Here is a 13,034-nt window from a genome sequence, read left to right on the forward strand (position 1 = left end):
TCCGGTCATCCGGCTAGATGAAACCCAGTCGCTCGACGACCGCCAAAATCCAGAATGCCCCGGCCATCAGCAGTGCAACGCCGACGGCGGCCGAGCCCATGTCCTTGACCCGCCCGATCTGCTTGTCGTGATCCATTGTCAGGCGATCGGCGAGCTTCTCGATCGCGGTGTTGAGCAGCTCGACCACCAGCACGAAGGCGACCGCACAAACCAGCTCGACCGCGCGCGTTGCGGTCGTGCCGACCAACCAGGCGAGCGGCAGCGACAACAGCAGCGCGACAATCTCCTCGCGGACGGCCTGCTCCGAGCGGAACGCAAAGGCCAGTCCGTTGCGCGAATTGAGCGTAGCCTTCCAGATCCGCAGCAAGGTCCTAGAGCCCCGCTGCGGCCGGCATCGGCCTGGCCTTGCCGGCGCGCTCCTGCTTGAGGAGCTCGGCGACCAGGAAAGCCATGTCGATGGACTGCTCGGCGTTGAGACGGGGATCGCACACCGTGTGGTAGCGGTCGTTGAGATCCTCGTCGGTGATCGCGCGGGCGCCGCCGATACATTCGGTGACGTCCTGACCGGTCATCTCCAGATGCACGCCGCCGGCATGGGTGCCTTCCGCCGCGTGGATGGTGAAGAACGACTTCACCTCGGACAGGACGCGGTCGAACGGGCGCGTCTTGTAGCCCGACGTCGAGGTGATGGTGTTGCCGTGCATGGGATCGCACGACCAGACCACCACTTTGCCCTCGCGCTTCACGGCGCGGATCAGGCCGGGCAGATGATCGGCGACCTTGTCGGAGCCGAAACGGTTGATCAGCGTCAGCCGGCCCGGCTCGTTGTCCGGATTGAGCACGTCGATCAGCTTCAACAGCTCGTCGGGCTTGAGCGACGGGCCGCACTTGAGGCCGATCGGGTTCTTGATGCCGCGGAAATATTCGACATGACCGTGATCGAGCTGGCGGGTGCGATCGCCGATCCAGATCATGTGGCCGGAGGTCGCGTACCAGTCGCCGGTGGTGGAATCGACGCGCGTCATGGCCTGCTCGTAACCGAGCAGCAGCGCCTCGTGGCTGGTGTAGAAGTCGGTCGCGCGCAGCTCGGGATGGCTCTCGAGGTCGAGGCCGCAGGCCTGCATGAAGTTGAGCGCGTCCGAGATGCGGTCGGCCAATTCCTTGTAGCGGCGGGACTGCGGACTATCCTTCAGGAACCCGAGCATCCACTGATGCACGCTGCCGAGATTGGCGAAGCCGCCGGTCGCGAAAGCGCGCAGCAGGTTCAGCGTCGCGGCCGACTGCCGGTAGGCCATCAACTGGCGCTGCGGATCCGGCACGCGCGCTTCCTTGGTGAAAGCGATGTCGTTGACGATGTCGCCGCGATAGCTCGGCAGCTCGACGCCATCAATCTTCTCGGTCGGCGACGAGCGCGGCTTTGCGAACTGACCGGCGATACGACCGACCTTCACGACTGGGACGGCGCCGGCATAAGTCAGCACCACGGCCATCTGGAGCAGCACGCGGAAGAAGTCGCGGATATTGTTGGCGCCGTGCTCGGCAAAGCTCTCGGCGCAGTCGCCGCCCTGGAGCAGGAAGGCCTCGCCGGCCGCAACGCGCGCCAACGCCTTCTTCAGGTTGCGCGCCTCGCCCGCGAACACCAGCGGGGGAAATGTCGCAAGCTGCGCCTCGACGTCGGCCAAAGCCTTGGCGTCGGGATAACCGGGCACCTGTAGCACCGGCTTGCTGCGCCAGGACTCGGGCGTCCACCGCTCGGACATCGCAATCTCTCCGTGAAGCAAAAAGCACAACCTGATCTGTGGGTTGCGAGGGCCGCCTTATACACAGGCTAATCCCCGGCCGCCAGTTGTAAATCCATTTCGCACTGCAAACCCTTGCGGGCAAAGCCGAATTCGCATTTGCTGCGGAATTGAGGAAACTCGGTCAGGACACCGGCGGCCCATGGACGGCGCAAGCGACGACGTTTTCATCGACGAGATCAGCTTCCCGGCGACCGACGGGTATGCGCTGACCGGCACCCTGTTCCTGCCGCGCGGCACCAAGCGCCATGCCGTGCTGATCAATTCGGCGACCGCCGTGCCGAGAAAAATCTATCGCGGCTTTGCCTCCTACCTTGCCCATCGCGGCTGCGCGGTCATGACCTACGACTATCGCGGCATCGGCGACTCCCGGCTGCCGGCGATGGTCGGCTACAACCAGCCGAAATCGCTGGTCGGCTTCAAGACCTCGATGTCGGACTGGGCCGCGCAAGACGTCACCGCTGCGGTGCGCTGGATGAGCGAGCGCTACACCACCCTGCCCCTTGCCTATGTCGGCCACTCCTTCGGCGGCCAGGCGCTCGGGCTGATCGAGAACAACACCGACATCTCGCGCGCCGCCTTCGTGGCCTCGCAGGCGGCGACCTGGCGGCTGATGACCTCGCCGGAGAAATACCGCGTCTTCGCGTTCATGAATTTCGTCGGCGTGCCGCTGGTGCACGCACTCGGCTATGCGCCGGGCTGGGCCGGAATCGGCGAGGATTTGCCCAAGGGCGTGTTCCTGCAATGGGCCGACTGGGTCTCCAGCCCCCGCTATCTCTTCGATTCAAAACTGCCCGCGCTGGAGAACTTTGCAAAGTTCAAGGGCGAGCTGCGCGCGCTCTGCTTCTCCGACGACCCCTGGGCGACGCGGCCCGCAGTCGAGCTGCTCACCAGCGGCTTCACCGCGATCAAGCCGGAGGTGCTGACGGTGAAGCCGTCCGACGTCGGCGCCAAGACCATCGGCCATTTCGGCTTCTTCCGCCCCGAGCACCGCGACACGCTGTGGCGCGGCGTCGCGGAATGGATTCAGGGGGAAGCCTAGCGAATGATCGTCGTCAGCGACGAGTAGCGCTTGTTCGGCTTGGCCACGCTGGCCGAGAACTGCGCGAAGGCGTCGCTGATGCGGACCGCGGGCGGCGTGTCGCCGGCGAAGCGGAACTCCTTCGGCTTCGGCGCGTAAAAACTGGCGCTGTAATAGGAATCGTCGAAGCGCGCCTCGCCGACGCCGAACAATGCGTCGCAGACGAACAGGAGCGCGTAGACTCCCGCAACCGCCGCGACGATCTCCCTGAGAACTGACATGCTGATGCCCCAACCTGTTGCGGGCAGGATGCACGTCGGTTCCAAAGCCGAGGTTTAAGGCCGCGCGGTTCTTATCCGCAGGGTTTGCCGCGCCTGAGCGGATTGCAGACAATTTTATCGATTTCAAAAAGAGAGCCCGCCTGACCGGGCGGATCAGGCGGGCTCCAGGCTTGGCCGCTCGGGAGGTATCAGACGGCCAAATCAAACGGCCAAGTTCATCCACACCGCCTTGGGCTCGGTGAAATTGTCGATCGCGGCGGTGCCGTGCTCGCGGCCGAGGCCGGAGTCGCGCTCGCCGCCCCAGGGCAGGCGCACGTCGGTATAGCCATAGGTGTTCATCCAGACCGTGCCAGCGCGCGCCCGCTTGGCAAAACGCTGCAGCTTGCCGATGTCGCGGCTCCAGACGCCGGCGGCGAGGCTGTAGGCCGTGCCGTTGGCGATCCTGAGCGCGTCGGCCTCATCCCTGAACTTGATGACGCTGACGACGGGACCAAAAATCTCCTCCTGCGAGATCCGCATCTCGTGCTCGACATCGGCGAACACGGTCGGGCCGATGAAATAGCCGCGCTCGCCAACCCGCGTCCCGCCGGTGACGAGTCTCGCGCCCTCCTTCTGGCCGATGTCGACATAGTCGAGGATCGACTTCATCTGCTTCTCGGAGATGACGGGGCCGAGCGCCGTCTTGCGATCAAGGGGATCGCCGATCCTGAGCGATTTGGCGCGCGCCGCGATCCGCTCGACGACCTCGTCGTAGACGCTCTCCTGCACCAGCACGCGGGAGCCGGCCGAGCACACCTGGCCCGCGTTGAAGAATATGCCGGAGCCCGCCGCCTTGCTGGCGGCTTCAAGATCGGCGTCGTCGAAAATGACATTGGCCGACTTGCCGCCGAGCTCGAGCGAGACGCGTTTGAAATTGCTGGCAGCGCCCTTCATGATTCCGCGCCCCACACCGGGCGAGCCGGTGAAGGTGACCTTGTCGACATCGGGGTGATTGACCAGCGCATCGCCGACGACGCGGCCCGGTCCCGTCACGACGTTGAAGACGCCCGCCGGCAGGCCCGCTTCGAGCGCGAGCTCGGCGATGCGCAGCGCCGACAGCGAGGTCAGCTCGGCCGGCTTCATCACGACGGTGCAGCCGCAGGCCAGCGCCGGCGCGAGCTTCCACATCCCGATCATCAGCGGAAAATTCCACGGCACGATCGCCGCGACCACGCCGACCGGCTCGCGCACGGTGTAGGTCAGAGCATCGTCGCGCACCGGCACGACGTCGCCGCTGATCTTGTCGGCCCAGCCGGCATAGTAGATCAACGTGTCGACGGCGGCGGGAAAGTCCTGGCGCGCCGTCGCGGAAATCGGCTTGCCGGCATCGATCGACTCCAACTCGATGATCTCTTCGGCGTGCGCCTTGAGCAGGTCAGCCCAGCGCAGCAGGATCTGCCCGCGCTCGGAGGCCCGCATCGTGCGCCACGGACCTTCGAACGCCCGGCGCGCGGCAACCACGGCGAGCTCGACATCGACCTCGCCCCCCTCGGCGATGGTGGCGATGATTTGCCCGGTGGCGGGGTTGAGGGAGTTGAAGGTGCGGCCGGAGCTCGAGGGCACGCGGCGGCCGTCGATGAGCAGATGCTGTGGCCGGGACATGAACTCGGTCGCCGGCGAGTGCGCAAAGTCATATGCAACAGACATCATATTTTCTCCTGATCTGGTATACCAGACTAGGCCACAATTGCCCCGAGTAAATATGATATGGAGTGCAAATGGACGCTCAACATATGAAGCGAAGTTCATAAGGAAAGCGAATGCTTCAGATCGAGATCGAGGCCGTCTGGCGGTTTCGCCACGAGGGCAGCCCGCGCACCGCCATCATCATGATCGGCGTCCTCAACGAAATCCGGAAGACCGGAAAGATCACCAGCGCGGCCAATGATGTGCATCTCTCCTATCGCCACGTCTGGAATCTGATCGAGCAATGGTCGGAGTTCTTCGGCACGCCGCTGGTCGAGACCAAGCGCGGCAAGGGCTCAAAGCTGACGCCGTTCGGCGAGCGGCTGGTGTGGGCCGGCGAACGCATGCAGGCCCGCCTCGGGCCGCAGCTCGAAAACCTGGCGCAGGAGCTCGCAAGCGAGATCAAGCCATTCCTCGAGCAGCGACCTTCGGTGATCAGGGTGCATGCGAGCCACGGCTTTGCGGTGGCAAAGCTGCGCGAATTCCTCGATCGCGAGCCCGGCATCGGCGTCGATTTGCGCTATGTCAGCAACCAGAATTCGCTGGTGTCGCTGGCGCAAGGCGCCTGCGACCTTTCCGGCCTGCATCTGCCGCACGGCGCGCTGCGTGCGCAAGGCATCAAGGCGGCGCGCGAATGGCTCGATCCGCGCGAGGACCGCATCATCAGCTTTGTCACCCGCGAGATGGGCCTGATGGTGGCGCGCGGCAATCCGCTGCGCATCGCCTCGCTTGATGACCTCACCAGACCCAACGTCCGCTTCGTCAACCGCGACCACGATTCCGGCACGCGCCTCCTGTTCGATCAGCTGCTCGCCGCAAACGGCATCGACGAGAGCAGGATCAACGGCGCACAGCAGATCGAGTTCACCCACGCCGCCGTCGCCGCCTATGTCGCGAGCGGCATGGCGGATGCGAGCTTTGGTGTCGAAGCCGCCGCCCGGCATTTCGGTCTCGATTTCATCCGCATCCTCACCGAGGATTATTTCTTCGTCTGCAAGCGCGCCTTCCTCGATACCGGGCCGATGCAGCGCATCCTCGAAATCATCCGCAGCGCCGATTTTCGCGCGGCGATCGCGACGCTGCCCGGCTACGTGCCATCGGATACGGGTGCGGTGACCGGCGTGAAGGCATTTCTGGAGATGCACGCGGTGCGATGATGCATGGCGCCCTCGCCTTGTCCGCGACAGGCAAGAATGGCAGTCTCTGCTGCAATTGGCCCAAGAGAATCCACCATGTCGCGCGCCAGCGCCAAATCGCTTCCCCAACTGAGCCTTCGCATCGACCTCGACGGCGAGGATCGGATCGGGCCCGGCAAGATCGAGCTTCTGGAGCAGATCCGCGAGCAAGGCTCGATCTCGGCGGCCGGCCGGGCCATGGACATGTCCTACAAGCGCGCCTGGGATCTCGTCGACGAGATCAACCGAATGTGCGGCCATCCCGTGGTCGAACCGCAGGCTGGTGGCAAGAACGGCGGCGGCGCGATGCTCACGCCCTTCGGCGAAAAACTTGTTGCGCGCTACCGCAAGATCGAGCGCGACGCCGCGCGCGCCGTGCACAAGGAGCTGGAAGCGCTCAGGAGCGACATCGCCCGTTCGCGCAGATCGTGAACGGATGATCATTCGGCCCGCGGCCTGCTATTCCATCCAACGTGGTATGGGCAGGTTTTTCTGGCGCAGGAATTCCGGGTTGAACAGCTTGGATTGATAGCGCTGTCCGCCATCCGCGAGAATGGTCACGATGGTTTTGCCTGGGCCGAGGTCGCGCGCAAGCCGCATCGCCCCGACGATATTGATCGCGCTCGAGCCGCCGAGCACCAGTCCTTCATCCGCGATCAGGTCGAACAGAACAGGCAAGGCCTCCTCGTCCGTGATCTGATAGGCGATATCGATCGGCGTGCCTTCCAAATTCCTGGTCACGCGGATTTGCCCGATACCTTCAGTGATGGACTCTCCTTCTGTCGTCAGCTCGCCCTTGGTGAACCAGTTATAGAGCGCCGCCCCCATAGGATCGCTGAGCGCGATTTGAATGTGCGAATTTCGTTCTTTGAGCGCTCGCGCGATCCCACCCAAGGTACCGCCGCTGCCGACGGCACAGGTAAAGCCGTCAATACGTCCGCCCGTTTGCTGCCAGATCTCGGGACCGGTCGTGCGATAGTGGCCCTCCCGATTGGCAACATTGTCGAACTGATTGGCCCAGAACGCACCGAGCTCCTCCGCGAGCTGACCGGAATAGCGCGCGTAATGACCGGGATTGGAATACGGCACGGCGGGCACCAGGCGCAAATCGGCACCGCACAGCCGCAACATGTCCTTTTTCTCCTGACTTTGCGTGTCAGGCATCACGATCACGCTGCGATAGCCGCGTGCATTCGCCACCAGCGCGATGCCGATGCCGACATTGCCGGCCGTTCCTTCGACGATGACACCGCCCGGCTTCAGCTTGCCGGATCGCTCGGCATCGTTGATCATCGCCAGCGCCGCGCGATCCTTGATCGAACCGCCGGGGTTGAGGAATTCGGCCTTGCCGTAGATTTCGCAGCCCGTCGCCTCCGAGGGCCTCCGCAGCCTGATCAATGGCGTGTTGCCGATCGAATCCAGGAAACCTGTTCGAACACCGTTCATCGCCTGCCACCTCTGCACACCCACAAACTTTAGGCTGGCGAGCTGGCAGTTCGATTCTCTAGTTCAGGCGGATTGGGCAATGTTTTTAGCGCCCGCCCCAATCAATCGGCAATTCTATTCTCAAGCCGCGTTTCAATTGCGTAATGCCGGCTCGATCTCGCGCGGCTACAAAGCACTGGGTCGCCGGCGGCATGAGCGTCAAGCTCGGCTGCGAGCGCGAGGCGCCGGAGTTTCAAATAGAAGGTCAGATCAACGGCTGGTCCTTCAGCGCCGACACCACCTGCTCGCCGCGGTCGGTCAGGCGATAGGTCACCAGCGGACGGCTCGACGGTGGCTTGCGGTCGATCTCTACGATGTAGCCGCGCACCATCAACGCTTCGAAGCTGCCATAGTAGCCGAACATGCTGATTTCATTCAGCTTGAGCAACTTGAACTCGCGCAAGAGGCGGATCTCGTTGCCCGACAGCAGCGACCGGCGCACGCGCTGAACGAACCGGACGCGCTGCTCGAACCAGGCTTGGTCGGGCAATTCATGCGACGGCGGCGCCGGGTCCCGTTCGCAGGGACGCGCCTCGGCGACGACATCGGCCACGACCGCTGGCAGGCACGGCATGCTGCCGGCGACGGCTTCCCTGGCGACATCGAGCAATGCGATCGGCCAGCGCCGCTTGTTGTCCACCATGACCGGCGGCGGCACGACGTTGTCGCGCACCAATTGCTCGAAACGGCCCGCGGTCACGCCAACATAGGCAGCTGCCCGACGCCGATCGACCAGACGGGTGTCCGGCCCGTGCTCCAGCTCGCAAGCGATGTTCTCGTTCACCCCAAAATCCCCTGCCGCATCGTTGCGGGCGCGTCGCGGCGCGGGCCCGACAGGCCCGTGCGCACATGACACTAGGGTGAAAGTAGCGCTCTCAAAAGGCAGAGAATTTCGTACATGTTGATGCCGTTTCGGCAACAGCTATAGTGTCGTCGGGGGTTCCATGCGATTTCACTCACCGGCCATCCAGTACTTCCATGCGGTCCGCCGCACTGGCTCGATCCGCGCCGCAGCGCGCGTCCTGAACGTTGCCTCCTCGGCCGTCAGCCGCCAAATTCTCAAGCTGGAGCAAGAGGTTGGATCACCTTTGTTCGAGCGCAATGCACGCGGACTGACACTGACGACGGTCGGTGAGATGCTGGCCCGGCATGTCATGAACGTGCTCCAGGACCTAGACCGCTTCCGCTCGGACGTGGCGTCCCTCTCCGGCGCCTGGCACGGCACCGTCAGCATCGCCTGTATCGAGTCGCTCACTGAATCGGTGCTGCCGGACCTGATCGCCTCGCATCGCGGCCGGGCCCGGCGGGTCAGCTTCACCACCGAGGTGAAGGGCTCGTCGGACGTGCTGGAGGCGCTGAGCCGCGGGGAAGCCGATATCGGCATTGCCATCGCGCTTCGGCACCCTCCGGACCTGCGCCAGGTCGCGCTGAAGCGCTTTCGCCTGGGCGCGCTCGTCGCGCGCGAGCATCCGCTAGCGCGCCGCAAGACGGTCACGCTGGAGCAGTGCCTCGCCTTCCCCGTCATCCAGGCACTGCCGGAGCTGTCGATCTACCATCTGCTCCAGCCGCTGATCGCCCAGCTCTCCGAGACCCCGGAGCCGGCAATCCAGGCCAACTCGATCGACCTGATGCGCGAGCTTGCCGCGCGCGGCGTCGGCGTCGCCTTCCAGACCCAGCTCGGCATCGGCCGCCTGTCGCGCGACAGCCAGCTCGTGTTCCTGCCGCTCGACAATGCCGGCAGCCCCGTCTGGTCCGATCTCGGCATCTATGTCCGCGCCGAACGCACCCTGCCCGCCTACACTGAGTCTTTTCTCCAAGAGCTGGTGCGCGAACTCGGCGAGCGCGAACGGCGGGAGAATGTCGCCTATCCGCAGACGTCGTGACGCCGCGCCCGTGGTCTTGCGGACTTGCGTGAAGCACGGTTGCTCCGGCAACATTTGCGGCCGATGTCGCGCGCGCGAGATCGACACGCCGGCACGCCCCAACGCCGCAAACTCACTGGGACCCCGAGATGCCGGTACGTTGGCTGAAGCCGTCGCGAGTTCTGGGCATCGAGCACTACACCGAGTTCGAGACCTTCCGTCCGAGCGAGGTGCTCGGCGGCAGCACCAGCACGCCGCTCGATCCGCGCCACTTCTCGCTGCACCGCGCCATCCTGCCGCTGCAGGAGGGTCTCTTCGTGCTGCAACGGACCTTCGCCCGTCGCCTGGAGGCCGATGTCGGCACCGACCACGGCGTCGGCCTCGTCATCCCGCTGGCCTGTCATTTCATCGCCAACGGGTGCGAGATCGACAATTCGATGATCGGAATCGTGCGCGGCAAGGTCGCCACCGAGGCGGTCGAGCATCATCCCAACACCTATCTGATGCTGCGCTTCAACTCCGACATGCGCCATCGCGGCTGGGCGGATTATGAAACCGGGCTCGAATTCACGCGCCTCGACGACGACGCGATGGCGCGCCTGCGGGCAGCCATCCTCGACATGTTCTGCCTCGCCTCGCGGTGCAACGATCCGAGGCAATTCGAAGCCATCAACCGGCCAGTTCAGGAAAGGCTTCTCGCTAGCCTCGATGCCGCGCTTGCCCCCGTCGATGCGCAAGATCTCCGCCGCGGGTCGTTCGACAAGCAACGCAGGCTGGTCGCACGGCTGGACGAGGCCGCCATGCTATCCGGCAGCATCCCGCTGTACAGCGGCGACCTCGCCAACACGCTCGGCGTCTCCGTCCGCACGCTCCAGAGCGCGACACAGGCGGTGCATGGCGTCAGCCTGCATCACCATCTCAGGCTAAAGCGGCTTTGGTCGACCCGCACGCAGCTGATGACCGGGGGCAACGGAATGAGCGTGAAGGCCGCTGCGCTCGCGAACGGCTTCTGGCACATGGGCGAATTCTCGAAGCTCTACAAGACGACGTTCGGCGAGATGCCATCCGGGACGCTGGCGCAGGCCCGTGATTTTGCGGACGAGAGCTCGTACCGGTGAGACAGCTCCGGACAAACACGGCACTCAGCCGTGCCCCGCCTGCTTGCGGTGACCGCTCTCGCTGAGGCGGTCGACCCAGGCGATGCCGATCGCGGAAATGATGAAGGTCAGGTGGATCAGCACCTGCCACATCACTCCGCTCTCGGTGAAATTGCTGCGCGTGGTACCGAGATTGCCGGCCTCGATGAAGGTCCGCAGCAGCGAGATCGAGGAGATGCCGATGATCGCCATCGCCAGCTTGATCTTGAGCACGCTGGCGTTGACGTGACTGAGCCATTCCGGCTCGTCGGGATGGCCGTTCAGGTTCAGCCGGGAAACGAACGTCTCGTAGCCGCCGACGATCACCATCACCAAGAGGTTCGAGATCATGACGACGTCGATCAGCCCGAGCACGACCAGCATGATCTGCTGCTCGCTGGCGTCGAAGGAATGCACGACGAGGTGCCAGAGCTCCTTCAGGAACAGCAGCACATAGACGCCCTGCGCGATGATGAGGCCGACATAGAGCGGCACTTGCAGCCAGCGCGAGCCGAAGATCAGCTGGGCGAACGGGCCGATCTGCGGCCGCGGCGCGGAGAGCGCCGAAGGTGCTTTGGGTTCAGACGTCATGGATCACTCCGGATTGCGGATTAAGAGTTGTCGCCTCAGAGACTCGCAATGACAGGCGCAAGCTCGAGCGAGCCGCGATAGATCATCTCGAAGGCGACGTAAATGATGATGGCAAGACCGACATAGGCGATCCAGCGCTGCTTCTGGAGCACGCGGCCGAGCAGATCGGCGGCGACGCCCATCAGCGCGACCGAGAGCAGCAGGCCGAAGGCCAGGATGTACGGATGCTCGCGCGCGGCGCCCGCCACCGCGAGCACGTTATCCAGGGACATCGAGACGTCGGCAGCGACGATCTGCGCCGCCGCCTGGCCGAAGGTCTTTCGCGGTGCTGGCGCAGCGCTTCCGCCGCCGCCATGGTTGAACGCGAGCTCTGCGTGCGCGGCCTGCTCGCGCAGCTCGCGCCACATCTTCCAGCACACCCAGAGCAGCAGCACGCCGCCGGCGAGCAACAGGCCGATCACCTGCAACAGCTGGGTCGCAACGCCGGCAAAGACGATGCGCAGTGCGGTCGCGGCAATGATGCCGACGACGATGGCACGCCGGCGCTGCTCGGCCGGAAGGCCGGCGGCGGCGAGCCCGATGACGACGGCGTTGTCGCCGGCGAGCACCAGGTCGATCAGGACGACCTGAAGCAGCGCACTCAGCGCATCAGCGGTGATGAATTCAATCATGATTGATCTTGTTTCGGTGCGGACGGATCGAGCCAATGCGGCTTCTTGCGTTCGATCCAGTCGAAGACCTTTGAGCGGGAGGAGCGCAGCGCGGGCACGTCCTCGGCGAGCAGTGCGAGGCCGAGCGGCAGCATCCAGATGCCGAGCACCGGCAGGAACGAGAGCACGCCGCCGACCACGAGCAGCGCGCCCGAGGGAATCCTCACCCAGCGGCTGGACGGCTTGAGCAGATAGGAGACGGTGTCACCCACGCGCGGCGGCAGGCGATGGACGAGCTTGTCGAGGCGCGGGTCACCGCCGGCCATCTGGCCATTGGTGCCCTCGTCCCTCGTTGTATGCTCGTCCGATGCTGCGCTCATGCTCACTCCTTGGGGGCGGTGCTCACCGCACCCGGCCCGACCTGCTTTGCCCGCGGCAACACCTGCGTCAGCAGGCGCAGCAGCTTGATCGCCTGCACTTCGTGGGGATGCACGTCCTCGTCCGCAGCCGCAACGCGCTCCGACAGCTCGATCAGGTGCGACGAGAGCGGCATGTTCGAGACCGGCCGCAGCGTATCGATCACCACATTGGCAAAGTCCGGCTCCTCCAATCGTTCCGCCAGCTCGTCGAACATCGCGAACAGCCGCTCGTCGCTGATGTGCGGCGCCAATCCACGATCCCTGATGAAGCGGATCACCTCGTCGCGCTCGACCGGCGAGACACGGCGGTCGGCGACCGCAACGAGCGCACCGGCGATGACCAGCGCCACCGCAGCCTGCTCGTTCAGACTCGACGGTTCGGTGATCTCGATCGGATTGGAGTATTTGGCGTCAGACATCGTTGCTCCTCAATGTTGCGGAATGGCCGCACGGAGCTGCGATGGGGACGATTGGGTCGGAAGGAACTCAAGAAGGCCCGACGATCGGCCGATCCATCGCATTCGCGCGGGACAGGTCATCCGACATCGCGAGGTTTGCCGACATTGTCGGCGTCCTCGCCAGAGGGGCCCGGATTCTTGTTCTCCCCACACTTAAAGCCGGGTGGGCCGGAATCAAGGCGGCAGGACTGCGACCAGCCGCCGCATCAGGTTCCATGTTGGCGGATTGGTTAGTCATTGCGCGCGCATCTGCACCGACATCCTCGCTGTCATCGCCCGGCTTGATGTTCAGACCGGGGACATAGCTGACGGTTGTTCGGACACATCACTGACAGTTTGACCGCGGGTCAAGTCGATTGAGCCGACCTGCCAGCTGGCAAAGAAGACACCGTAACGGCCGTCGCGGTCGAGCGGCCTGACGGCCAGCTGCTC

General features: G+C 64.5%; 15 protein-coding genes and 1 pseudogene. 5 read left to right on the plus strand and 11 right to left on the minus strand.

All coding sequences use genetic code 11. From position 1 onward, the window contains the following. Positions 1-13: 13 nt before the first annotated feature. The gene (locus B5V03_RS27955) at positions 14-367 is read right to left on the minus strand and encodes a diacylglycerol kinase (protein WP_129273564.1); all 354 of its coding nucleotides are present in this window, start codon (positions 365-367) and stop codon (positions 14-16) included. A 4-nt stretch (positions 368-371) separates the two neighbouring features. Next, entirely contained in the window at positions 372-1,760 is a 1,389-nt protein-coding gene (locus B5V03_RS27960) for a class II 3-deoxy-7-phosphoheptulonate synthase (RefSeq protein WP_129273565.1), read from the minus strand. Positions 1,761-1,941: 181 nt separating this feature from the next. Between B5V03_RS27960 and B5V03_RS27965 the strand changes: the two genes are divergently transcribed. Then, positions 1,942-2,841 (plus strand): alpha/beta hydrolase family protein, encoded by a 900-nt coding sequence (locus tag B5V03_RS27965; protein WP_129273566.1) that lies wholly within the window; start codon positions 1,942-1,944, stop codon positions 2,839-2,841. On the opposite strand, the gene B5V03_RS27970 is transcribed toward B5V03_RS27965, so the two are convergent. Beyond that, positions 2,838-3,101 (minus strand): hypothetical protein, encoded by a 264-nt coding sequence (locus tag B5V03_RS27970; protein WP_129273567.1) that lies wholly within the window; start codon positions 3,099-3,101, stop codon positions 2,838-2,840. The genes B5V03_RS27965 and B5V03_RS27970 overlap by 4 nt on opposite strands. A 201-nt stretch (positions 3,102-3,302) precedes the next feature. Further along, positions 3,303-4,787: an aldehyde dehydrogenase family protein gene (locus B5V03_RS27975; RefSeq protein ID WP_164988341.1), complete on the minus strand. Its 1,485-nt coding sequence runs from the start codon at positions 4,785-4,787 to the stop codon at positions 3,303-3,305. Positions 4,788-4,900: 113 nt separating this feature from the next. Between B5V03_RS27975 and B5V03_RS27980 the strand changes: the two genes are divergently transcribed. Both B5V03_RS27980 and B5V03_RS27985 read left to right on the plus strand, forming a co-directional pair. After that, a complete protein-coding gene (locus B5V03_RS27980; protein ID WP_129273569.1) occupies positions 4,901-5,983 on the plus strand; it encodes a substrate-binding domain-containing protein in 1,083 nt (360 codons plus the stop codon). 75 nt (positions 5,984-6,058) lie between these two features. Further along, complete coding sequence (locus B5V03_RS27985; protein ID WP_129273570.1) at positions 6,059-6,433, plus strand: winged helix-turn-helix domain-containing protein; 375 nt, start codon at positions 6,059-6,061, stop codon at positions 6,431-6,433. Between the two features lie 27 nt (positions 6,434-6,460). On the opposite strand, the gene B5V03_RS27990 is transcribed toward B5V03_RS27985, so the two are convergent. Together B5V03_RS27990 and B5V03_RS27995 are read right to left on the minus strand one after the other, a co-directional pair. After that, complete coding sequence (locus B5V03_RS27990) at positions 6,461-7,447, minus strand: cysteine synthase A (RefSeq protein ID WP_129273571.1); 987 nt, start codon at positions 7,445-7,447, stop codon at positions 6,461-6,463. A 244-nt stretch (positions 7,448-7,691) separates the two neighbouring features. Next, entirely contained in the window at positions 7,692-8,270 is a 579-nt protein-coding gene (locus tag B5V03_RS27995) for a hypothetical protein (protein ID WP_129273572.1), read from the minus strand. A 160-nt stretch (positions 8,271-8,430) separates the two neighbouring features. Between B5V03_RS27995 and B5V03_RS28000 the strand changes: the two genes are divergently transcribed. Together B5V03_RS28000 and B5V03_RS28005 are read left to right on the plus strand one after the other, a co-directional pair. Further along, entirely contained in the window at positions 8,431-9,369 is a 939-nt protein-coding gene (locus tag B5V03_RS28000; RefSeq protein WP_129273573.1) for a LysR family transcriptional regulator, read from the plus strand. A 128-nt stretch (positions 9,370-9,497) separates the two neighbouring features. Next, a complete protein-coding gene (locus B5V03_RS28005) occupies positions 9,498-10,466 on the plus strand; it encodes an AraC family transcriptional regulator (protein WP_164988330.1) in 969 nt (322 codons plus the stop codon). 24 nt (positions 10,467-10,490) lie between these two features. On the opposite strand, the gene B5V03_RS28010 is transcribed toward B5V03_RS28005, so the two are convergent. The 5 genes and pseudogenes from B5V03_RS28010 to B5V03_RS42490 all read right to left on the minus strand — a co-directional run. Next, on the minus strand, positions 10,491-11,075 hold the full coding sequence (locus B5V03_RS28010) for a TIGR00645 family protein (RefSeq protein WP_129273574.1): 585 nt from the start codon (positions 11,073-11,075) through the stop codon (positions 10,491-10,493). A 35-nt stretch (positions 11,076-11,110) separates the two neighbouring features. After that, positions 11,111-11,746 carry a TerC family protein gene (locus tag B5V03_RS28015; RefSeq protein ID WP_129273575.1) on the minus strand — a complete coding sequence of 212 codons (636 nt, stop codon included), beginning with the start codon at positions 11,744-11,746 and terminating at the stop codon, positions 11,111-11,113. Further along, a complete protein-coding gene (locus tag B5V03_RS28020) occupies positions 11,743-12,105 on the minus strand; it encodes a hypothetical protein (RefSeq protein ID WP_164988331.1) in 363 nt (120 codons plus the stop codon). Before B5V03_RS28020 ends, B5V03_RS28015 begins: the two co-directional genes overlap by 4 nt. 2 nt (positions 12,106-12,107) lie before the next feature. Then, positions 12,108-12,563: a tellurite resistance TerB family protein gene (locus B5V03_RS28025; protein WP_129273577.1), complete on the minus strand. Its 456-nt coding sequence runs from the start codon at positions 12,561-12,563 to the stop codon at positions 12,108-12,110. Between the two features lie 327 nt (positions 12,564-12,890). Continuing rightward, a pseudogene (locus B5V03_RS42490) lies at positions 12,891-13,034 on the minus strand (IS481 family transposase); the annotation flags it as partial.

The sequence above is a fragment of the Bradyrhizobium betae genome, assembly GCF_004123905.1.
GTDB classification, from domain to species: Bacteria; Pseudomonadota; Alphaproteobacteria; order Rhizobiales; family Xanthobacteraceae; genus Bradyrhizobium; species Bradyrhizobium betae_A.